Here is a 20,546-nt window from a genome sequence, read left to right on the forward strand (position 1 = left end):
GCGTCGCCGAATTCAAGGAGGAATTCTAGGTGGAAGCACAAAAGTATGTCATCGGGATCGACGTGGGCACTACGGGGTGCCGTACGGTGATCTTCGATCTGAAAGGCAACGAAATCGGCACCGGCTACCGGGAGAACCCCCTCCGGTACCCGCAGCCTGGATGGGTTGAGTGCAGCCCACAGGCGCTCATCGACAACTGCCTGGAATCAACCCAAGAAGCAATCCACAAGAGCGGCATCGACGCCCGTGAAATCGCCTCGGTGAGCTTTACGATGATGCGCTCCAGCTTCGTCATGCGCGACGCCGAGGGCGGCTTCGTACGCGACATCATCATGTGGCAGGACCTGCGCAACGCCGAAATGCTCCCGTGGATGGAGGAGCAGCTCGCAGAACACGATATGACGCCGGACGATCTGTACGACATCACCGGGTTCCCGCTCGGCCAAGTGTGGCCCTCGTCGAAAATCTACTGGGTCAAAAAGCACTATCCCGAACAGTACGAGCGCACGGCAGTCATCCACAGCATTCACGCCCTGGTGATGAACGCTTACGGCGCCGAAGGCTACATCGATAACACCGACGACGCCGGCTGGTGGCAGATCGTCAACGCTGACACCTTCGAGTACGACGCCAAACTCGCAAAAATCTTCGGGGTCGATGTCGAGAAGTATTCAACCAGCGTGCCCTCCGGTTCGCACGTCGGCAAGGTCAGCAAAGAGGTCGCGGAGAAAACCGGCCTGGCTGAGGGCACACCGCTCGTGGTTGGCAGCGGAGACCAGCAATGCGCCGCCATAGGTCTGGGCAACATCAGTGAGGGAATGGCCTCTATCGTGCTGGGCACCGCCGGGGTCATCGTCGCACAGTCATCCAAGCCCGTGCGCGATCCCAACCGCAAGGCCCATGTCATCGGTTCGGCCCTGCACAAATGGGAGATTGAAGGCCACGCCAGTGCCGCCGCTAGCAGCTTCAAGTGGATCCGCCAGACTTTCGGCCAGATGGAGATGTCGGCTCAGGAACTGACAGGCATCGACGGTTATGACCTGCTGACCCGGCAGGCTGCAAAGTCTCCTGCCGGCTCGAAAGGTCTGATCTTCGTCCCTTGGCTGGCCGGGGCTGCGTGCCCCCACTACGATTCCGACGCCCGCGGCGCGTTTGTCGGCATGACCTTCGGTCACAGCAAGTGCGATATCGTCCGAGCCGCGATGGAGGGCGTCTGCTACGAGATGCGGGCCATGATCGAGGCACTCGGCAAAGTAGGACTCCCGCCCTTTGAGGTCTTCAGGGTTTCCGGTGGTGCGGCCCGCTCCCCGTTGTGGAACCAAATGTCCGCAGATATCTACGGCAAGCCGGTAGAGATTGTCCGTGCCCCCGAAGCGACCGCGCTGGGCGCCGCGATGATTGGCGCGGTCGGTGTCGGCCTTTTCCAGAATGTTGAAGAAGCCGTCGGCGAAATGGTGCACGTCACGGAGCGCTGGGAACCGATCGAAGAGAACGTACGGATCTATAACGAGATGTACGCCATCTTCGACGAAACCTACCGGTGTTTGGCCCAAAACGTCTACCCTGCCCTCGCCAAGGCCCAGGGCTTCTGACGCGGGGAACCGCATCTGAGAAAAGGCACATCAGCTATGGAACTCATTATTATTGGTGCCGGAGTAGCCTTTTGCGCAGGCGCTTTCGCCGCGGCGATCGGCGCTGTGGGCGCAATCGCCCTCACTGGACTTTTTGCGCTCATTGCCCTCCTCGTTGCCCCGGGCCAGGGCCACGTCGACTTCCTCGGGATTTACGCTTTCGGTCTTTATCTCGGCCCGCACGTGTCATTCGGGCCGGCTGTCGCAGCAGCCGCATATGCGGGGCGGCGTGGATATCTTTCCCCGGACGGCAAGGATATCCTTACCCCTCTGATCAGTGTCCATCACATCTCACCGATTGTTGTTGGTGGTTTGCTTGGCACCTTCGGCTATTTCCTGCAGTCCGGGTTGGCCCAGGTTTTCGGCCCCAAGGTTGACACCATTGCCTTGGCCGTTGTCCTGATTTGCCTGCTGGGCAAGGTCTTCGGCCGGCGCGGTCTGCGCGAAATCTATGCCAAAACACCGTCAGAGGTTAAAGCCTTTGGAGGTAGGTACAGCTGGCGCAGCCCGATTGTCTGGCTGCCCTGGCAGTGCACCCCGCCGATGCTGACACTGGTTGGCATCATCGTCGGAGGCCTCGGCGGCTGGATAGCATGGGTTCTCCTGAAGGACCCGGCCACCGCTGGACTTGCCATCCTCCCTGCGTGGGCGATCGGTGTGGTTTCCTTCTTTTTCTTCATCTCCGGGTTGAAGATTCCCGTCACTCACCACGTCGGTATGGTCGCCGGCCTGGCTACCGTACAGAGCTATGCGGTAACTCAGAGCAGCGTGAGCATTTTGTGGGGCGTCGCTTTTGGAGTCGTGGCAGCCTTTGGTGCTGAGTTCCTCTCACGTGCCTTCAACACTTTTGGCCACGGTTTTGTCGACCCTCCCGCCATGATAATTCTCGTCGGTTCCGTACTTATCAGCGTCGCAATGGCCAGTACGTCTATTTTCCGGGACCTGTTTGTCCTTCCCGTGCTCATTGTCCTCGCTGCCATTGCTTACTCGATTTATACGCACATTAAACACAAGGCGTTCACCGACCGATTCGGCGTTGAACCAGTTGCGCCGGCGCCAGTTGCCAATATCGAGTAACCATTTCCCTCCTGCCTCGCCTTGAAAGGCCTTTCTCATGCCTATAGCTTCCACCCTCGACCTCGTTAGAGCGGCCCACAGCCGCGGCTACGCCGTCCCTGCAGTGAACATCGTCGATGACCTGTCCATCCGCGCAGTAGTTGCGGCCGCAGAGGCCACTCAATCGCCGGTGATTCTGCAGACCTCTGTCAAGACGCTCAAAAGCGTCGGCGCTGAATTGCTGTCAGCAATCGTCCACAGTGTTGGGCATTCCGCAACTGTGCCGGTTGCACTGCACCTAGACCACTGCCCGGACAGGGCTGTGATCACCGAAGCAATCCGCCACGGATGGAGTTCCGTCCTCTTTGACGCTTCCGACCGTGACCTGGAATCCGCGTTGGAAGAAACAGCCCAGGTCGTAGCCGAGGCCCACGCGGAAGGTGTGGCCGTTGAGTCCGAGATAGAAAACATCATCGGCGTCGAGGACGGTGTCGGCTCCGACGAGGCGGTGCACTCCTACACGATTGCACAATTAGCAGATGCCGCAGCGCAGACGGGTGCTGATATGTTGGCGCCGCAACTGGGCACCGCTCACGGACTGTACAAGGCGTCCCCGGTGCTGCGGTTCGACCGGGCGAAAGAGCTGCGTGCCCTAACGGACCGGCCTGTCGTACTTCACGGGGGTACTGGCCTGACGGAGTCGGACTTCAACCAATTTATTGGTGCCGGCGTGTCAAAGATCAACATTTCCACCGCGCTCAAGCTGGCTTACATGCACTCCGCGCGCGCCCACCTCGCCGAGGCGGAGCGTAAGGACAAATGGGAACCGATCAAGCTTATCGACGATGTTGCGGAGGCCGTAAAGGTCATGGTTATCGAACACATTGAACTGTTCGGCAGCAAAGGCAAGGCCCTGGGAGTGGCCGCATGAGCGCAACACGAGCTCTGATCTTCGACTGCGACGGCGTCTTGGCCGACACCGAGCGCGACGGCCACCTCGTCGCCTTCAACCAGGCGTTTGCCCAGCTCGGCCTCCCGTTCCGCTGGAGCGCCGAAGAATATGCCGGACTGCTGAAAATCGGCGGAGGCAAGGAAAGGCTCGCCGCCTACCTGGCCGCCCACCCGGAGTTCGACCTCGGTGCCGAGGGGCAGGTGTTGGACGTGATCGCCGCCGTACACAAGCTCAAGAGCCAGCTGTACGTCGATCTGGTTGAAGGCGGGGCACTGCCCGCCCGTCCCGGGGTGCGCCGCCTCATCACCGAAGCGCTCGACGCCGGTTGGCAGGTCGCAGTAGCGTCAACGTCCGCTTCCCGCAGCGTGCAAGCGGTCCTGAGCTCTGTCATCGGAGCCAACAACACTAAGCGCGTCAGCGGTGTTTTCGCCGGCGACATCGTCAGTGCCAAAAAGCCTGCGCCTGACATCTATCTGCTGGCCCTCCGCGAGTTGGGCCGGTCGACGGACGAAGCCGTCGTCGTTGAGGATTCGGAGGCAGGCGCGGCCGCCGCAGCACGGGCGGGCCTGCGGCACATCGTCACCCTCAGCCACTTCACCACCAACGATCCGTTCCCACATGCGTCTGCCGTGGTCTCAGACCTTGGGGACTACGACGCTCCCGCTCGGTTGGTCAGCGGACAGGATATCCGCAACTCACAGGGTGTCGTTGACCTTTCCGGCATCGAGGCGTTGCTGCCCCAGCCAAACGAAGCCCTGGCTGCCCGCTGACTTGGGCGGTAGCTGCAGCGGAGAGGGCTAGAACCTCCAACCGGGCAGTAAAAGCATCATCGGAAAGACGAATCCGCACAACGTACCAGCCGGGAACCCCGGCAGGGTTCGGTACCACCGGGCCAATATACAGAGGAGCTAGTAATGACTGTTTATGCACAGCCAGGGACCGAGGGAGCGAAGGTCACCTTCAAAGACCGCTACGAGAACTGGATCGGCGGCGAGTGGGTGGCCCCGGTCAAGGGCCAGTACTTCGAAAACATCACTCCCGTGACGGGCAAGGCCTTCTGCGAGGTGGCGCGCGGCACAGCCGAGGACATCGAGCTGGCACTGGATGCCGCGCACAAGATTGCGCCGTCTTGGGGCAAGACCTCAGTGGCCGAGCGCGCTGCCATCCTGAACAAGATCGCCGACCGCATCGACGAGAACCTTGAGATGCTCGCCGTTGCCGAATCGTGGGACAACGGCAAGCCCGTCCGCGAAACCCTGAACGCAGACATCCCGCTCGCGGCGGACCACTTCCGCTACTTCGCCTCCGTCGTCCGCGCTCAGGAAGGGCGCCTGTCCCAGCTCGACGACGACACCACCGCCTACCACTTCCACGAGCCGCTCGGCGTCGTCGGTCAGATCATCCCCTGGAACTTCCCCATCCTGATGGCCGTCTGGAAGCTCGCTCCAGCACTCGCCGCCGGCAACGCCGTCGTCCTCAAGCCCGCCGAGCAGACTCCGAGCTCCATCCTGGTCCTGATGGAACTCATCGGTGACCTGCTGCCCGCCGGCGTGCTGAACGTAGTCAACGGATTCGGCGTGGAGGCCGGCAAACCGCTGGCTTCCAGCCCGCGGATCCGCAAGATCGCCTTCACTGGGGAGACCACCACGGGCCGGCTGATCAGCCAGTACGCCAGCCAGAACCTCATTCCCGTCACCTTGGAACTCGGTGGCAAGAGCCCGAACATTTTCTTCAACGACGTCGCCCAGAACAACGACGCGTTCTACGACAAGGCCCAGGAAGGCTTCGCGCTGTTCGCCTTCAACCAGGGTGAGGTGTGCACCTGCCCGTCCCGTGCGCTTGTTCAAGAGGACATTTACGACGCCTTCATGGCCGACGCCGTGGCACGGGTGGAGAAGATGGTCCAGGGCAACCCGCTGGACACCGACACGCAGGTCGGTGCCCAGGCTTCTAACGACCAGCTCGAGAAGATCCTGTCCTACATCGACGTCGGAAAGCAGGAGGGCGCCAAGGTGCTCACCGGCGGCAGCCGGGCGCAGCTGCCCGGCGACCTGGCCGGCGGTTACTACGTTCAGCCCACAGTCTTCGAAGGCCACAACAAGATGCGGATCTTCCAGGAAGAGATCTTCGGGCCGGTGGTCTCGGTGGCGAAATTCAGCGACTACAACGACGCCGTGGGCATCGCCAACGACACGCTCTACGGCCTCGGCGCCGGCGTCTGGTCCCGCAACGGCAACGTCGCGTACCGGGCAGGCCGCGAGATCCAGGCCGGCCGCGTCTGGGTCAATAACTACCACGCGTACCCGGCCGGTGCCGCGTTCGGCGGCTACAAGTCCTCCGGCATCGGCCGTGAGAACCACGCCATGATGCTGGATCACTACCAGCAGACCAAGAACCTGCTGGTCAGCTACAACGAAAACAAGCTCGGCTTCTTCTAATGAATGTCGGACTGCAGGCGCGGCCGGTGCGCCCGGGAGAAGATTTCTCCCGGGTCGCACTGACCCCGCAGGCCGTAGAGCTCCTGGACCTTCTGTGGGAGCGACATGGCCCGCTCATGTTCCACCAGTCCGGCGGCTGCTGCGACGGCTCCGCGCCCATGTGCTACCCGGCGGGGGAATTCCTGACATCGGAGGCCGACATGCTCCTCGGGGTCTTCGAGCTGCCCGGGCGCGGGGAGCTCGGATTCTGGATGTCGCAGGAGCAGTTTGCCTACTGGTCCCACACCCACCTATCGGTGGATGTGGTTCCCGGCCGCGGGGCCGGATTCTCCCTCGAGGCTCCCGAAGGCAAGCGTTTCCTGCTTCGCAGCGAAATCCTGAATATCCCGTGACGGATGCCGCTGCGATAGTGATGGAATCGTTTGGCGGGCACGAGGACAGCGGCCGGTAGCACGGGAGGCGCTCCGACGAGGCCAGTTCATGCGCAATGTCCGAGGCCAGTACCGGGCCGCGTTTGGATAAGGAGAGCCGCTTAGCGGCCCTGTCAGTATCTGGCGCCGTTGAATGCTGGACCGGCGTATTCCCTGGGGTGACGAGGCGTGGTGGTAGCGCTGCAGGGCGCCACCTCCGATGGAGTTGGTGCCCTGCAGCCATTCATCTGAACTTTGACCGACGTAATGGCTGGCCTGAACCCCGGAACAGGAGCCCGCCCGGATGACAACAGAGGGCATCAGAAGGATGCACATCGGCGGCCAGGACGGCACTCTCCCGGCGGATAATCCGCCACTACGACAACACGGGGCTGCTGTCGGCTGCCGTGCGGACCCTACGGGGGCATCCGCGTCTACGCCGAGGATGACTTCGGACACCTGATGGTCATCGAGCAGGTGAAAGAGCATTGGATTCGCTTAAGGGGATGGCCGAAATCCGGGGCATCCTCACATCCAAGGCGGGTGACGAACCAAGCCAACACGCCTCGATAGCCTGGCGGTGTTCATAACGAAAGCCGACGACCAGTCGAAGACGGCATGGAATCTGGCCATGAATTCACCGTCCTTTCCGGAGTTCAGTTCTGTCCTGACCAAGCGCACCTGCTGCGCAATTGCAGGGCCGTTGTCCACTAGCCTGGTCAGCGCCCAGCGAAGGGGAGTGACAGCCAGTAACGGGTAAAACAGCCACGGACGTGTAGACAAGACTTGGTCGTCGAAGCAACTCGAGGAGCCCATGGAGGGAGCACCGCGAATCATGGTCGGAAACAGGTCAGGTCATAGCGCTGATAATCCGGGCGAGTCCCGAGCCAGTCCTCCCGGACGCTTGCGGATAGAGCGCAGTGGAGCCGTCGGTGAGCTTGTCATTGACAACCCCAGCCGCCGCAATGCTCTCTCCAAGGCCATGTGGCGCCATTTCGGAGCCGCTGTCGAGCAGTTAGACGCCGATAAACAAATCAAGGTAATCGTCGTCCGGGGTGCCGGGACGCACTTCTCTGCGGGCGTCAATTTACCTGACCTGCAAGCGGTCATTGGCAACGAGTCGACCAGAAATGGCGGCGACGTTACCGGCGCTGAGGAGGCATTGGCATCAGCTACAAAGCCGACAGTTGCAGCGATTGACGGCTACTGCGTTGGAGGGGGATGGGAGCTCGCGGGAGCCTGCGATATCAGGATCGCTTCATCCAGGGCATCCATTGGCATTACGGCCGGCAAGATCGGGATAGTGTATCCAACCTCCGGTATTCGACGTCTGGTGGAGTTGGCAGGGGCGGGACGGGCCAAGTATCTGCTCCTCAGTGGAAACTTGATTTCCGCTGAGGAAGCTCTCGTGTTCGGTCTCGTATCCAAGGTGGTTGCCCCGGCCCATCTTCACGATCAGGTTCGCGTCCTTGCCGAAAAACTGGCGAACCGCTCCCAACTCTCGGCCCAAGCCCACAAGGATCTTGTGGACGCGATTGCCTCCGGTGGAACTGAGGTCATTGACCGCAGTGTCTACTGGCAGGACCAGCAGCGGCAGAGCCCGGATGCCTTAATAGGTATTCGCGCCTTCATTAATAAAGAGCCTCCTGCATTCGAATGGTCTGCCCCCACAGAGAGGTATCGCGGTGCACGTTGAAAACGGTCCAAGCACTAGCCGCTGACCATCGATCTCGGAACGGGCAGAGCAAACAGAATCTGACCTTGTACCCGGCGGCGTTGTGCCGGGTCCCTTTATTGGGCCCAGGCAGCAGCAACGCACCTCACCTGCCCGAAAATAAGACATTCAAACGTAGCCACCCCCCCGGCAGCTGGGCCGGAAGGAGCGCGAGTCAGCGGGCGGAACCAGTCCCTGATGGCCGCTGAGCGCAGGTACGAGCATTAGGGCGTGCTCATGGCCCAACCCAGGCACGGATGGATCCTGCAACGGCTAGCCAGGCTTCATCAACAACCAATCGCCGCAAGCAAACCGTAGACCAGCCGGTGCAAACAAGCTATTAATCGGAGGCTGCGCCACCTGCGGGGCGCTGCCTCCCGTGCTCCGCTCAGGCTGCCTGCTTCTCCTTGACGGCCAGCATGACGCGGTCGGTGACCTCGCTGATCCGGCCGATGCCGTCTACCTGGGACAGGATGCCCCGCTCGGCATACTTGGCCACAACCGCTTCGGTCTGCTCGTGGTACAGGTCCAGTCGGTGGCGGATGACGGCCTCGTTGTCGTCGCTGCGGCCGGTTTCCTCCGCACGGCCCAGAAGCCGGGCGACCAGTTCCTCGTCGTCCGCGGTGAGCTGGAGGACGACATCGAGCTTCTGGTCACGGTTGGCCAGGATCTGATCCAAGTAGTCAACCTGCGCCGTGGTGCGGGGGTAGCCGTCCAGCAGGAAGCCGTCCTCAACGTCGGCCTCGCTGAGACGGTCGCTGACCATCTTGTTGGTCACGGTGTCCGGAACGAAGTCTCCGGCATCCATGTACTCCTTGGCTTCGATACCCAGCGGGGTCTCGCCTGTAACGTTGGCCCGGAAGATGTCGCCGGTGGAGATCGCAACGACGCCGAGGCGCTCCGAGATGCGTTCCGCCTGCGTACCCTTGCCGGAACCCGGAGGTCCGATAATCAACATTCTGGTCATCGTAATAGCCCTTCGTAGTGACGCTTGGGGTAGATGCGCGTCGTTTGCTTAGTGTTTTCCCGGCAAGCTGCCTGATCAGATCAGAGGTGTTCCTGGGTCGCTTGCCAAACGTGGTTGTCTGCTGGGTCCCGCAGGCCTTTTCATGACCAAAGCTGATTGCAGACATGCATCGCTACCGGTCCAGGTCACGAATGCGGCCGGCAGGCCGTCGGGTGATGTGTTGCCATCAGTCGCTGGCCGCATCGTAAGGGGACCGGTGGTGGAGCTCATAGGTAGCGGCGTAGACCTGATATCCCAACATTTCGCGCGGGCATGACCCAGCAGCTGAGATCCAAAGTATGGAATTGTCCGACATAACATCCTCGACCGTCCCCGTTCGGACGATCTCACCGTCACGGCGGACTTCCACATGCTGCCCTAAAAGGCGCCGCCAGTGTGGCTGCACGTGAAGATCCAAGGCTTTCCTGTCGGTTCCAGTAACGATGAAAAATATTGGCGGATGAAGCGGTGAGGCGCCGAGAACGTTGCGATAGTTGATGATCCGGGTGATCATCTGGCGCCTCACCGCAGCTCCGGGCCGGCATGGCGCCGGCTAGAGGGACCGCTGATCCACCCCGCTGTAGGCGCTCAGAGGGCGGATAAGGGAGTTAGATGCGGCCTGCTCCATGATGTGGGCGGTCCAGCCGGTGATGCGGCTGGCCACGAAGATGGGGGTGAACATCTGCGTGTCGAAGCCCATGAGGTGGTAGGTGGGCCCGGCCGGGTAGTCGAGGTTCGGTTTGATGCCCTTGGCCTCGTCCATCGCGGCTTCGAGCCCCTTGTAGAGTCCCAGCAGTTCAGGGCGGCCGTAGTGGGCGATCATCTTGTCCAGGGCAGCCTTCATGGTGGGCACGCGGGAGTCGCCGTGCTTGTAGACGCGGTGCCCGAAGCCCATGACCTTCTTCTTGTTGGCCAGGGCATCCTCCATCCAGGCCCTGGCGCGTGCCGCAGCGCCCTCCAAGGATTCCTCGGGCCGGATGCCGATCTCATCGAAGGTGTGCATGACGGCTTCATTGGCGCCTCCATGGAGGGGTCCCTTCAGTGCACCAATGGCAGCAGTCACGGCTGAATGAAGATCAGACAAGGTGGAGGTCACCACTCGAGCCGTGAAGGTGGAGGCGTTGAAGGAGTGCTCCGCGTAGAGGATCATCGAGACGTTGAAAGCGTCAACCACCTCTTCCGCGGGGTCCTCGCCGAAGGACATCCACAGGAAGTTGGCGGAGTAGCCCAAGTCCTCGCGCGGCTCCACCAGATCCTGGCCACGCCGGCGGCGCTGGTCGTAAGCCACGACGGCGGGCATGGCTGCGAACAGGTCCACCGCCTTGGCCATGTTGGCCTCGCGGGAGGAATCCTCGGCCAGTTCGTGCCGCGCGCCCATGACCGAGGCTGCTGTCCTGCAGACGTCCATCGGGTGGGCTGTGACGGGCAGAGCGTCCACCACCTGTTTCACCGCGGGATCCAGGGCGCGACCTGCCCGCTCCCGCTGGGTAAAGGCGGCCAGTTCCTCAGCGTTGGGCAGCTCTCCGTTCCAGAGCAGGTAGGCGACTTCCTCGAAGCTGCACCGCGCTGCCAGTTCCTGGACCGGATAGCCCCGGTACAGCAGCGAGTTTGTGTCGGGGTTGACCTTGGATACGGCGGTGTAATCCACCACGACGCCGGCGAGGCCCTTGCGGACTTCTAGAGTTTGGGTATTCATGTCTGGTCCTTGTCTTGGCCTGCTGATGTTGAAGTTCCTTAGCGGCTGCCGGGGATCTGAAAGTTGAAAACCCCGCTGTCGAAGCGGTTGTAGGCCTCGTAGTCCACGAGGTCATACAGCCGCACACGGGTCAGCATGGTCCCAACCTGCGCTTCTTGGGTGCCCTCAAGCCTTAAAGTGTCCAGCACGCGTTCGGCCGCGCCCATGGCACTACGGAGCAGGGTCACGGGGTAGATCACCATGTTCACGCCGACAGCCTGCAGTTCCTTCACAGTGAACAAATCGCTCTTGCCGAACTCGGTCATGTTGGCCAGGATCGGCACGTCCACGGCGTCACGGATGGCCCGGAACTCGTGCAGGTCACGCATGGCCTCGGGGAAGATGGCATCGGCACCGGCCTCGACCAGTGCCTTAGCCCTGTCCTTTGCAGCGTTGAGCCCGTCGGTGGCGCGGATGTCGGTGCGTGCCATGATGAGGAAGTTTGGGTCCCGCCGCGCATCGGCCGCGGCCCTAATGCGCTTGGTGGCGGTGTCCAGGCCCACGACGTTCTTGCCGTCGAGGTGGCCGCAGCGTTTGGGGTTGAACTGGTCTTCGATATGGCAGCCGGCGAGTCCGGCGTTTTCCAGTTCCTGCACGCTGCGGGCCACGTTCATCGGCTCGCCGAAGCCGGTGTCCGCGTCCACGATGGCGGGCAGGTCGGTCATGCGGGCGATCTGTCCTGCCCGGGTGGCGACCTCGGTGAGCGTGGTGAGGCCGATGTCGGGCAGGCCGAGGTCGTTGGCGAGGACGGCGCCGGAGATGTACACCCCGGCGAAGCCCTTCTCCTCGATCAGCCGGGCCGAGAGCGGGTTGAACGCGCCCGGGAACTGGGCGATGGTCCCGGAGGCGAGGAGCTCGCGGAACCGGAGCCGCTTCTGCTCGGGAGTGGTCTTGGAATACAGCACTCTAGAACAGCCCCTTCGGCGCCGCACCCAGGTCGATCACGCCGGGGGCGGCGGTGATGTTCAGCTGGTCCAGCTCGCCGGCGGCGAGTTCGGGGAGGCGTTCGACGGCGGAGAGGAACCTTTCGATTTCGGCCTCCTCCACGAGCCCGGCGGCGAGGGTGCGGAACTTGTTGACGTACTGGTCGCGGGTGAACGGGCGGGCGCCGAGGGGGTGGGCGTCGGCGACGGCGATCTCATCGGTGATGACGGTGCCGTCGGTGAGGGTGATTTCCACGGAACCGCCGAAGGCCTTCTCAGAGATGTCCAGCGAGTGGTAGCGGCGGGTCCATTCCGGGTCCTCCACCGTGGACACCTTCTGCCACAGCTCCACCGTGTCGGGCCTTGCGGCGCGCTCGGGGGAGTAGGAGTCCACGTGGTGCCAGGCCCCGTCCTGCAAGGCGACGGTAAAGATGTAGGGGATGGAGTGGTCCAGGGTTTCCCGGCTCGCGCTGGGGCTGTACTTTTGCGGGTCGTCGGCGCCGGAGCCGATCACATAGTGGGTGTGGTGGCTCGTCTTGATCAGCACAGACTGTACGTTGGCGGGGTCTTTCAGTTCGGGGTACTCACCGTGGAGCTTGCGGGCGAGGTCGATCCAGGCCTGGGCCTGGTATTCGGCGGAGTGTTCCTTGGTGTAGGTGTCCAGGATGGCGCGCTTGGCCTCGCCCGGTGTCGGCAGCGGGACCTCGTAGGAGGCGTCCGGGCCGTCCAGCAGCCAGGCGATGACGCCGTCCTCGCCTTCATAGATCGGGACGGGGGAGGTCTGTCCGCGCATGGACCTGTCCACGGCCTCCACGGCCATCTTGCCGGCGAAGGCCGGGGCGTGCGCCTTCCACGTGGAGATCTCGCCCTTGCGGGACTGGCGGGTGGCCGTCGTGGTGTGCAGGGCCTGGCCCACGGACTGGAAGATGGTCTCAACGTCGAGTCCGAGCAGGGTGCCGATGCCGGCCGCCGCGGCGGGACCCAGGTGGGCCACGTGGTCGATCTTGTGCTTGTGCAGGCAGATCGCCTTCACCAGGTTCACCTGAATCTCATAGCCGGTGGCGATACCCCGGATCAGATCCTTGCCACTGGAACCCACATGCTGGGCGACCGCGAGGATCGGCGGAATATTGTCGCCAGGGTGCGAGTAGTCCGCCGCGAGGAAGGTGTCGTGGTAATCCAGCTCGCGCACCGCCACACCGTTCGCCCACGCCGCCCACTCGGGGGAGACGCGTTCACCGATCCCGAACACCTTGGCGCCCTTGCCGCCGGTGGAGGGACCGTGGGTGAGGGCCTGCGCCCGCGCGGCGACGATCGGAGCACGGTTCAGTGACGCGATGGCGACGGACGCGTTGTCGATGATCCGGTTGATCACCATCTCCGTAACGTCGTCCGTCACGCCGACGGGATCGGCGGCCACTACTGCGATCTTGTGGGCCAGCTGGTCCTCGCGCGGCAGGTTCTCCTCGCTTTTGTACACGCGGACGTGGTGTTCCTTAACCATGGGGTTCCTTTCGGTGGGTGGCCTTGAGATGAGAAAGACTGCGGTGCAGGTGCACCGTAGTGGCGGCTTCGGCGAGCCGCGGATTGCCTGCGGCGATGGCTTCGGCAATCGCCGCATGTTCTGCGGCTGCAGCGTTGAGCCGGGCGGCATCGTCGGCGGCAAGCCTACGTACCCGCACCAGGTGCACCCGCAGGCTTCGCATCGCTTGTGCCAGATAAGAGTTGGATATGGCTGAATCAATCGCCTCATCCAGCTTGCTGACTAAGGCGTAATAGTCGTGGCGGGCGGGGTCCGAGCCGCCGAGAAGACTTGGGGCCTCGCGAAGCTCGGCCAGCAGGCGGACAAAGGTGCTGTTGTCGCCACGCTCAGCCGCCAAAGCTGCCGCCCTGCATTCGAGGGTCTCGCGAAGCTCGAACAACTCATCGATGTCCTCCAAAGAAATATCAGAAACTACGACACCACGGCCCCCTGCCACACGCGTCAGACCCTCTGCACTGAGCCGCCCGAGAGCTTCCCGGAGGGGAGTTCGGGAGACTCCCAACCGCTCCGACTGCTCTACTTCCGCCAAGACGGTACCCGGCAGAAGACGCCACTCGACAATGTCTTCACGAAGGGCGGTGTACGCCTTCTCACTGGCTCGCATGCCTCCAATGTATACAGAAATGGGAAAAAGCGCCACGTCTTACGGATAAATGCCCGAAACGACGATGTACTGTATACATGGCCCCGCGGAGCATAGAACCGCCCACGGCGAATGAGCAGCCCGTCTAGCTATGTATGGTGCGGTATAGACAAGTACAGCTTAGGCTCCTATGCTGGGTTTCGAGGACCGGACCTATCGATTAGTCCCTTCTACGAAAATGCGAGGAAATCATGCTTGTCGGATTCGGATGCGACCCTAATGCAAGCGCCCTGAAGACGGTGCTGATGCAGTACGCCGTCGAACTGGGCCACGAAGTACGCGATTACGGTTCCGAGGACCCGCTTTACCCGCGGACGGCCGTAAACGTTGCGGAGGGGGTTGCTGGGGGAGAAGTAGACCGTGGCGTTGTGATGTGCGGAACGGGAATTGGAGTTTCAATCTCGGCCAACAAGGTCAAAGGCGCCTACTGCGCTCTGCTCACCGACGCCTATCAGGCAGTACGAGCCCAGCTCAGCAACAACGCGAACATGATCGCCTTGGGCGCGCAAATCACTGGCCCCGAATCAGCCAAACGACTGCTCCACGATTACCTCGAAAACACATACCAGCCATCCGAGCGGAGCACGCCGAAACTCGATGAGCTCCAACGCATCGAGAATCGGGCCTACTAATGAGCGCAGACGTCCTGGCTTTAGAAATCGAGGCTGCTCGAGCGCGGCTGCTCGTCCTTCGAATGCTTCAAGCGGGCAGATCCGGTCACGTCGGAGGCGCGTTGTCGTGCATCGATATTGTCACCGCGCTCTACTTCGACATCCTGCGCATAGACCCGCGCAGTCCCAATGATGGAACTCGCGATCGGTTTCTCCTGTCGGCGGGCCACAAGGCAATGGCTCAGTACGCAGTGTTGGCTAGACGAGGGTACTTCCCGGAAGACCTCCTCGACACGTATGGCGGGCTTGACAGTAAATTTGCCGGCCACCCAGACATGCATAAGGTATCTGGCATCGAAGCCAACACCGGCGCTCTGGGCCACGGCCTAGCAATCGCGGCGGGAATGGCTCTTGGCCTGCGCATGGATGGGACGGCGTCCCGAGTGTTCACAATCCTGGGTGACGGCGAGCTGCCGGAAGGGTCGAATTGGGAGGGTGCCTCGATTGCCGCGCACCACGGTCTCGACAACCTCATAGCCGTCATTGACGTCAACGACCTTCAAATCAGCGGACGCACGACCAACGTCATGAACATGGAACCGATCGCCGACAAGTTCGAGGCATTCGGCTGGGCCGTGACAACTATCGACGGCAATAACATGTCTGAGGTGACGGACACCCTTCGGTCTGCACCGCTCATACAAGGCCGGCCTACCGCGATCGTTGCACGCACGATTAAGGCTAAAGGGATTAGCGCTCTCGAAGACACCGCCCAATCGCACTATTGGAAGCCGGATGCCGAGGCGCTTCTCGAAGCGCATGTTGAGCTCACGAATACCCTCGTGCAGAAAATCAAGGCCAGATCCGACGAACTTATGTTCACGAGCAGAGGCACGAAATGACTTCCCTCACTGAAGAACTTATCGACCCCCGCAAGACTTTCGGTGAAGCCGTCACCTCCTTCGCTGCAAGCGACCCCCGGGTCGTCGTGCTTTCAGCCGACAGTGGCAACTCGTCAGGCTTCGGGACCTTTATGCGTGAGTACCCGGAGCGCTACCTCGAGTTCGGTATTCAGGAACACGGTGTTACCGGCGTTGCATCGGGATTGGCATCGACGGGAAAAATCCCAGTCTTCGCAGCAATCGCAACCTTCGTAACATGCCGCAACTTCGAGGCATTCCGCAATGACATCGCCTACATGCGCCAGAACGTAAAGATCGTGGGGCGCAATGGAGGTATGACGTACTCCGACCTGGGTCCCACGCACTACTCCCTCGAGGACTACGCCATTATCCGCATGTTGCCTGGCGTCGTCGTTTTGTCCCCTCAAGATCCCGGGGAGATCCGCGCTGCTTCCGCCGCCATGCTCGAACACGATGGTCCTATCTACATGCGAATCGGCGGCCCCCTCATCCCTAACCTGTTCCCTGAAGAGCCATTTGTTATCGGCAAAGGCCGGCTGATAGCGGCGGGCACCAGGGCAACCATCGTCAGTACCGGGCCGGTGACCGCAGAGGTGATGAAAGCAGTGTCCCAACTCCGCGACGACGGCTTGGATGTTGAGCTGATCGGCATGCCTACAGTCGAACCGATCGATGCCGAGCTCATCCTCTCTTCAGCGGCAAAGACGGGTCACGTGATCACCATTGAAGAGCACTACGTGCGTGGTGGCTTGTCGGCCGCCGTCTCCGAGTGCATCTCCTCTCAAGGCGTGCGGCACGACTCGATTGGGCTTCCGCATCAGCACATCACGACCGGAACGTACTCGGGACTTCTGTCGCATTACAGACTGGACGCACCTGCCCTGCACAGTCGGCTCAGTGAGCTGCTTCGGTAGCCCGTCCACCGGTTTGTCGATATATCGCCCGAGGTGTGGGCACGAAGAAGACCGCTGAGAAATTCGGCACCGCATGCCGAAGGCCAATCGATGCCATCCTTCGCAGCCTCGAATAAGCCAGCATTGTGGAGCTGATGGACGGACCCATATCCGGGTCCGAAGTGGTCAGTCGGCTCGTCCGCACAGACCAACAATCCCGTCAGTGAGGTGGGTAAGCCACGCTAGAGCACCAACCAGGGCTCTTCCTCGGGCAGAAAAAGGAAGCGGTCCCAGGCAATTCAGCCTGAGGACCGCTTTCCCATGCTCTTTTAAGATACATATCCGGTGTTGAGCTCTTTTAAGCTACATATCCGGTGTTGAGGAGTTGTTCGAGGAACGCTGCGACGCCGTCATCCCCATGGTGCCCGGTGCTGTACCGGGCAACGGCTTTTACCTCCTCGCGCGCGTTCGCTACGGCTACCGGATGTCCGATCTCCCGCAACCACGGGACGTCGTTTCCCCCGTCGCCGAAGCCGAGGCAATCCTTCGGGGAAATCCGGTGCTCATCGAGCACGTACTGCAAGCTCTGCCACTTGCCGGCTGTGGCGGGACTGAGCTCGAAGAACTGGTCCATGGATCGGCTGAGTCGCGGTAGGCGCGACAGGAGATAGTCCTTCGCCCGGTCCAGCTCTTCGGTCGTACCGTACACCATCGCCTTCAGCACCGTTCCGGATTGGACATTCTCCGGGTCGGCGACCACCATGGGCTGGTCATTGAGGAGCTCCAGCAGTCGCGCTCCCTCCCCAGCGCGGGAAACATTAATTTCGTCGGCGCTCCACCACGTGGACATCAGGTCCAACTCGTCTGCCGTGTCCAGCAACGCTTGGACCTCCTCGTCCGGGAGGGCGACCTTGCGCAGGGTTGTGGTGGTCGTAGGGTCGACGATAAGTGCGCCATTACAGCAGATCAGCGGCGTTCGCAGTCCCGCGCCATGGGCAATCCCCAGGGCGCTCTGCCGAGAGCGGCCGGTAACCAGCACCACCAGCAGGCCAGCGTCTTGCACCGCACGCAGGGCCCTGAGGGTGCGCTCCGACACCTCGTGATCGGTGTTGGCCAATGTGCCGTCCACGTCCACAGCAACCGCCCGGATTGCATCCAGTCCCAGTTCCATCCCGATCCCTTCTAGTGCCCGTGCCATAAGCCTCAAACCCTCTCACCGTCACCCTGCCGACGCCCGTTACTAGGCCGCCCCTCGGCTGGTCCGAGGAACTCTGGGCCTGTGGCCGGACCGCCGTGAAGGCATTGAGCGTGAAACGCAATCCATGCTCATGCAACATCTGGGGCCTAGCCCTTTAGCACTTATTACAGCGAGCGGGACGGGGAGCTCGTTCTCGGCGGAAGCGCTATCCCGATCCTTAGCCAGTATATACAAGATGTATCAAGTATAGTTACCATCAGACCCGGGCCAGTGCCCCATCTGAAAGAATCCTGCAAAGACTTCCGAAAGAAAGGGATTTTTCTTGTCACCTCTCTCCATTTCTTCACGCGTAGCAATCGTTAGTGCGCAATGGCACGCGGATATCGTTGACCGGGCCGTCGAAAGCTTCCAGGCGCGCCTCAGGGAACTCGGCGTCGTCAATGTGGATGTCTACCGAGTGCCCGGGGCCTTCGAAATTCCGCTACTCGTCCGACGACTTGCGGCGTCTGGCCGGTATGACGGTATCGCCACTTCCGCCCTCGTGGTCGACGGAGGTATCTATCGCCATGAGTTTGTCGCGCAGAGCGTCGTGGAGGCCCTCATGACAGTGCAATTGGAAATGGATACACCGGTATTTTCCGGCGTCTTAACCCCTCACCACTTTCACGAGCACGAAGAACATCGCAATCAGTTCTCCAGGCATTTCGTAACCAAGGGGGAGGAACTGGCAGACGCCGTCGCGTCAACCCTCACAACGTTGGCTTCCCTGCAGGCCTGACCCCTTGCCACTCACCCCCATCCCTCCAGCATGCGGTGCCCAGTCGGGTCCTGGGGCCAATTCCGGACCTACCGGTTAGCGAGGTAGATGCAGCACAACGTTCCCAATTCAGTCCGGACCCTTGCTATACCGGCCTCACCAGCAACACGTAGCTATGCCGTTCCCCTACTTTGCCTATTTTCGGACCGCCCATAACCGTGATTCCGTCAATCTAGGGGAGTAGTCCGACTAATCATGCTCCACCTGCAGGCGAGGCTGAATACGGGAGCCTTTACTAGTCTTCCTTCCCTTCTTCCAGGACTGCCCGCGCGGCTGCCGCGTCGTGAAGGTCTGGAAGGTACTTCTCCTGTTCTTCGATTTTGCGGCGGTAGAAGTCGTGGGCGGCTTGTTTCGTGATCCCGAGCGCTTCTCCGATCTGGGCCCACGTCGCGCCACCCTCACGGGCGGATTTGATGACATACCAGCGCCTGCCTGTCAGCAGCTCGACGGCCTTCGCGTTCGCGCGCAGCGCCTCCAGCGCTGCGACTTCCGATACCTCCGCAAGGAACTGTGCTGCAGCCGCCCGCGCCTGGTCGCTGCCGGTGGCAGAGATTTCGCGCCAGGTTTCGCCGCGGTTGAAGTCTTCCCATACTTTGAGCAACTCGTGGATATCACCGCTGCTGAGAGCTTGCTCGACCGACCCTGCATCACCATCCATGAAGTCAAGCTAGCTTGACGTCACCGACGGGTCAAGAGAAACGCCAATACCGCGCACGCAAGGGGTTACCGGCGTTCCATCGCCCCGACGGGCTGCCCGCCACTGATTGAGTTGACGATCATGACACCCGGTCTCGCATAGCCACTCACAGGCGGGCGCATCCGCCGTGCAGTGCTCATAAGAAGCGGGTAACGGCAGCAGCGTTAAGAACATCCAAGGGAACCCTTTCACACTGTTGGGCTCAAGGTTTGCTCAAGAATCATCGAAATCGGATGTGACGGCGGCTTCGGTGCCGGCGCTCCGAATAGGTTATCTGCAGGCACCCAGCTTTCCCCAAGAGCTGGAGGGTCTAGGAGCCCCTGCGTTACGCCCTGTACGGCGCAGGGGCCCCGTTCAACGGCTTGCTCTTCCGGGCATAACAAAGGGCGCACTGCGTTCGCTGAGCGCGCCCTTCGTTGCAGCTTGGTTAGTCCTTCTTGAAAGCGTCCTTGACCTTCTCGCCGGCCTGCTTCAAATCGTCTTTGGCCTGATCGGCCTGGCCCTCGGTCCGCAGGCTCTCATCGCCCGTGGCGGCACCTGCCGCCTCTTTGCCCTTGCCGCCGGCCTTCTCAGCGGCATTCTCAATCTTGTCGCCCAATCCCATGGTGTTTCCTCCTCTGGTTGGCAGCCGTTCGCATTCGACTACGAACATAATAAGCATGCTTAGAATCTTGTTTTCAAGTCCTAATCCGCTGCTCAGCACCCTAGGAAGGCCTGACTGTCGTAGTGAATAGCTACTGCGGAAACGTGCGTTAGATGCCTGGCACCTATGCTTTGGCGCTGATCGGCGCACATCAGGATGACCCGGGGAACCACCGGATCGACCATGGAACGGGAGCTCTCGCAGCTACTTCTACTCCCGTTGTTTGAACGCCGATAATCGGCGTTATGTCAAGCCGCACGGTTCAGCTGCGGCAAAACTACTGGGTCGGCAAGTGAGGGGCTGTACTGCAACTTGGCCGGGCGCGGGGGCTGCAACCGGAGACCCCTGGCTGCCCTGAGGTTCCGATGAAGTGGTTCGCGACGGATGCCCATTCGGACCTGCTGATCTAAACTTCCGTGTCGATCAGTTTGCGTTCGCAGGGCTCCGCGTACATCCACAGATTGCCTTGACGGCGGGGCAACGACGTTCGACGATTCCCTGCCACTGTTGGCCGTGCATCTATCTTTACCGTTGATTGAAGTGCCCGGCCAGGCGGACCATTGCTCCATGAGCCCAGATAAATTCGGACCCGTCGGCGCCGACATTGGTCCCATGGTCCGTTTCGGTGACGCCATGACTGCCCGGACAATACTCGAAGCAGGAGCAACGGAAGGAGGATTCTCCGTCGTCGAACACCTGCTGGCGCCGAAGGA

The 20,546-nt window shown here is 61.4% G+C and carries 20 protein-coding genes; 11 read left to right on the forward strand and 9 right to left on the reverse strand.

Annotation, left to right across the window (positions count from 1 at the left end):
• Positions 1-29: 29 nt before the first annotated feature.
• The 7 genes from CXZ05_RS21130 (at position 30) to CXZ05_RS21160 (ending at position 8,183) form a co-directional block, all read left to right on the forward strand.
• Positions 30-1,592: an FGGY-family carbohydrate kinase gene (locus CXZ05_RS21130; RefSeq protein WP_102974422.1), complete on the forward strand. Its 1,563-nt coding sequence runs from the start codon at positions 30-32 to the stop codon at positions 1,590-1,592.
• A 36-nt stretch (positions 1,593-1,628) separates the two neighbouring features.
• Positions 1,629-2,708, forward strand: a complete 1,080-nt coding sequence (locus CXZ05_RS21135; RefSeq protein WP_102974423.1) for a hypothetical protein — start codon at positions 1,629-1,631, stop codon at positions 2,706-2,708.
• Positions 2,709-2,745: 37 nt separating this feature from the next.
• On the forward strand, positions 2,746-3,618 hold the full coding sequence (locus CXZ05_RS21140; RefSeq protein WP_102974424.1) for a class II fructose-bisphosphate aldolase: 873 nt from the start codon (positions 2,746-2,748) through the stop codon (positions 3,616-3,618).
• Positions 3,615-4,409 (forward strand): HAD-IA family hydrolase, encoded by a 795-nt coding sequence (locus CXZ05_RS21145; RefSeq protein ID WP_102974425.1) that lies wholly within the window; start codon positions 3,615-3,617, stop codon positions 4,407-4,409. The genes CXZ05_RS21140 and CXZ05_RS21145 overlap by 4 nt, the downstream gene beginning before the upstream one ends.
• Positions 4,410-4,553: 144 nt before the next feature.
• Positions 4,554-6,077 (forward strand): aldehyde dehydrogenase family protein, encoded by a 1,524-nt coding sequence (locus tag CXZ05_RS21150; protein WP_102974426.1) that lies wholly within the window; start codon positions 4,554-4,556, stop codon positions 6,075-6,077.
• Positions 6,077-6,469 (forward strand): DUF779 domain-containing protein, encoded by a 393-nt coding sequence (locus CXZ05_RS21155; RefSeq protein WP_102974427.1) that lies wholly within the window; start codon positions 6,077-6,079, stop codon positions 6,467-6,469. Before CXZ05_RS21150 ends, CXZ05_RS21155 begins: the two co-directional genes overlap by 1 nt.
• 832 nt (positions 6,470-7,301) lie before the next feature.
• Complete coding sequence (locus tag CXZ05_RS21160; protein ID WP_102974428.1) at positions 7,302-8,183, forward strand: enoyl-CoA hydratase/isomerase family protein; 882 nt, start codon at positions 7,302-7,304, stop codon at positions 8,181-8,183.
• A gap of 406 nt (positions 8,184-8,589) precedes the next feature.
• Here the strand turns inward: CXZ05_RS21160 and CXZ05_RS21165 are convergent, their stop codons facing one another.
• From CXZ05_RS21165 to CXZ05_RS21190, 6 genes are all read right to left on the reverse strand, one after another.
• Positions 8,590-9,159, reverse strand: a complete 570-nt coding sequence (locus CXZ05_RS21165; protein WP_180987485.1) for an adenylate kinase — start codon at positions 9,157-9,159, stop codon at positions 8,590-8,592.
• A 235-nt stretch (positions 9,160-9,394) separates the two neighbouring features.
• Positions 9,395-9,721 (reverse strand): hypothetical protein, encoded by a 327-nt coding sequence (locus tag CXZ05_RS21170; protein ID WP_146033133.1) that lies wholly within the window; start codon positions 9,719-9,721, stop codon positions 9,395-9,397.
• A 39-nt stretch (positions 9,722-9,760) separates the two neighbouring features.
• Positions 9,761-10,903: a bifunctional 2-methylcitrate synthase/citrate synthase gene (locus CXZ05_RS21175; protein ID WP_102974431.1), complete on the reverse strand. Its 1,143-nt coding sequence runs from the start codon at positions 10,901-10,903 to the stop codon at positions 9,761-9,763.
• Between the two features lie 38 nt (positions 10,904-10,941).
• A complete protein-coding gene (prpB, locus tag CXZ05_RS21180; protein ID WP_102974432.1) occupies positions 10,942-11,847 on the reverse strand; it encodes a methylisocitrate lyase in 906 nt (301 codons plus the stop codon).
• 1 nt (position 11,848) lies between these two features.
• Positions 11,849-13,369, reverse strand: a complete 1,521-nt coding sequence (locus CXZ05_RS21185) for an MmgE/PrpD family protein (RefSeq protein ID WP_102974433.1) — start codon at positions 13,367-13,369, stop codon at positions 11,849-11,851.
• Entirely contained in the window at positions 13,362-14,012 is a 651-nt protein-coding gene (locus tag CXZ05_RS21190; RefSeq protein WP_102974434.1) for a GntR family transcriptional regulator, read from the reverse strand. Before CXZ05_RS21190 ends, CXZ05_RS21185 begins: the two co-directional genes overlap by 8 nt.
• Before the next feature lie 230 nt (positions 14,013-14,242).
• On the opposite strand from CXZ05_RS21190, the gene CXZ05_RS21195 reads away from it, so the two are divergent.
• The 3 genes from CXZ05_RS21195 to CXZ05_RS21205 are packed head-to-tail and all read left to right on the forward strand — an operon-like array spanning position 14,243 to position 16,499.
• Positions 14,243-14,683 (forward strand): RpiB/LacA/LacB family sugar-phosphate isomerase, encoded by a 441-nt coding sequence (locus tag CXZ05_RS21195; protein WP_102974435.1) that lies wholly within the window; start codon positions 14,243-14,245, stop codon positions 14,681-14,683.
• Complete coding sequence (locus CXZ05_RS21200; protein ID WP_102974436.1) at positions 14,683-15,564, forward strand: transketolase; 882 nt, start codon at positions 14,683-14,685, stop codon at positions 15,562-15,564. The genes CXZ05_RS21195 and CXZ05_RS21200 overlap by 1 nt, the downstream gene beginning before the upstream one ends.
• The gene (locus CXZ05_RS21205) at positions 15,561-16,499 is read left to right on the forward strand and encodes a transketolase family protein (protein WP_102974437.1); all 939 of its coding nucleotides are present in this window, start codon (positions 15,561-15,563) and stop codon (positions 16,497-16,499) included. The genes CXZ05_RS21200 and CXZ05_RS21205 overlap by 4 nt, the downstream gene beginning before the upstream one ends.
• A gap of 337 nt (positions 16,500-16,836) precedes the next feature.
• Here the strand turns inward: CXZ05_RS21205 and CXZ05_RS21210 are convergent, their stop codons facing one another.
• Complete coding sequence (locus CXZ05_RS21210; protein ID WP_180987486.1) at positions 16,837-17,649, reverse strand: HAD family hydrolase; 813 nt, start codon at positions 17,647-17,649, stop codon at positions 16,837-16,839.
• 349 nt (positions 17,650-17,998) lie between these two features.
• Here CXZ05_RS21210 and CXZ05_RS21215 point away from each other — a divergent pair, with 349 nt between their 5' ends.
• The gene (locus CXZ05_RS21215; RefSeq protein ID WP_102974439.1) at positions 17,999-18,454 is read left to right on the forward strand and encodes a 6,7-dimethyl-8-ribityllumazine synthase; all 456 of its coding nucleotides are present in this window, start codon (positions 17,999-18,001) and stop codon (positions 18,452-18,454) included.
• Between the two features lie 274 nt (positions 18,455-18,728).
• Here CXZ05_RS21215 and CXZ05_RS21220 read toward each other — a convergent pair whose 3' ends face one another.
• Complete coding sequence (locus CXZ05_RS21220) at positions 18,729-19,151, reverse strand: hypothetical protein (protein WP_102974440.1); 423 nt, start codon at positions 19,149-19,151, stop codon at positions 18,729-18,731.
• 466 nt (positions 19,152-19,617) lie between these two features.
• The gene (locus CXZ05_RS21225; RefSeq protein WP_102974441.1) at positions 19,618-19,794 is read right to left on the reverse strand and encodes a CsbD family protein; all 177 of its coding nucleotides are present in this window, start codon (positions 19,792-19,794) and stop codon (positions 19,618-19,620) included.
• Positions 19,795-20,546 lie beyond the last annotated feature (752 nt).

It is taken from the genome of Arthrobacter sp. AFG20 (assembly GCF_002892795.1).
GTDB lineage: Bacteria > Actinomycetota > Actinomycetes > Actinomycetales > Micrococcaceae > Arthrobacter.

Excerpts from the sequence above, each read along its gene's own strand:
- CXZ05_RS21175 (WP_102974431.1), bottom strand. The coding sequence starts at position 10,903 with ATGAATACCCAAACTCTAGAAGTCCGCAAGGGCCTCGCCGGCGTCGTG.
- CXZ05_RS21185 (WP_102974433.1), bottom strand. The coding sequence starts at position 13,369 with ATGGTTAAGGAACACCACGTCCGCGTGTACAAAAGCGAGGAGAACCTG.
- CXZ05_RS21195 (WP_102974435.1), top strand. The coding sequence starts at position 14,243 with ATGCTTGTCGGATTCGGATGCGACCCTAATGCAAGCGCCCTGAAGACG.
- CXZ05_RS21165 (WP_180987485.1), bottom strand. The coding sequence starts at position 9,159 with ATGTTGATTATCGGACCTCCGGGTTCCGGCAAGGGTACGCAGGCGGAA.
- CXZ05_RS21200 (WP_102974436.1), top strand. The coding sequence starts at position 14,683 with ATGAGCGCAGACGTCCTGGCTTTAGAAATCGAGGCTGCTCGAGCGCGG.
- CXZ05_RS21150 (WP_102974426.1), top strand. The coding sequence starts at position 4,554 with ATGACTGTTTATGCACAGCCAGGGACCGAGGGAGCGAAGGTCACCTTC.
- CXZ05_RS21205 (WP_102974437.1), top strand. The coding sequence starts at position 15,561 with ATGACTTCCCTCACTGAAGAACTTATCGACCCCCGCAAGACTTTCGGT.
- CXZ05_RS21155 (WP_102974427.1), top strand. The coding sequence starts at position 6,077 with ATGAATGTCGGACTGCAGGCGCGGCCGGTGCGCCCGGGAGAAGATTTC.
- CXZ05_RS21135 (WP_102974423.1), top strand. The coding sequence starts at position 1,629 with ATGGAACTCATTATTATTGGTGCCGGAGTAGCCTTTTGCGCAGGCGCT.
- CXZ05_RS21145 (WP_102974425.1), top strand. The coding sequence starts at position 3,615 with ATGAGCGCAACACGAGCTCTGATCTTCGACTGCGACGGCGTCTTGGCC.
- CXZ05_RS21140 (WP_102974424.1), top strand. The coding sequence starts at position 2,746 with ATGCCTATAGCTTCCACCCTCGACCTCGTTAGAGCGGCCCACAGCCGC.
- CXZ05_RS21170 (WP_146033133.1), bottom strand. The coding sequence starts at position 9,721 with ATGATCACCCGGATCATCAACTATCGCAACGTTCTCGGCGCCTCACCG.
- CXZ05_RS21210 (WP_180987486.1), bottom strand. The coding sequence starts at position 17,649 with ATGGAACTGGGACTGGATGCAATCCGGGCGGTTGCTGTGGACGTGGAC.
- CXZ05_RS21225 (WP_102974441.1), bottom strand. The coding sequence starts at position 19,794 with ATGGGATTGGGCGACAAGATTGAGAATGCCGCTGAGAAGGCCGGCGGC.
- CXZ05_RS21160 (WP_102974428.1), top strand. The coding sequence starts at position 7,302 with ATGGAGGGAGCACCGCGAATCATGGTCGGAAACAGGTCAGGTCATAGC.
- CXZ05_RS21220 (WP_102974440.1), bottom strand. The coding sequence starts at position 19,151 with ATGGATGGTGATGCAGGGTCGGTCGAGCAAGCTCTCAGCAGCGGTGAT.
- CXZ05_RS21190 (WP_102974434.1), bottom strand. The coding sequence starts at position 14,012 with ATGCGAGCCAGTGAGAAGGCGTACACCGCCCTTCGTGAAGACATTGTC.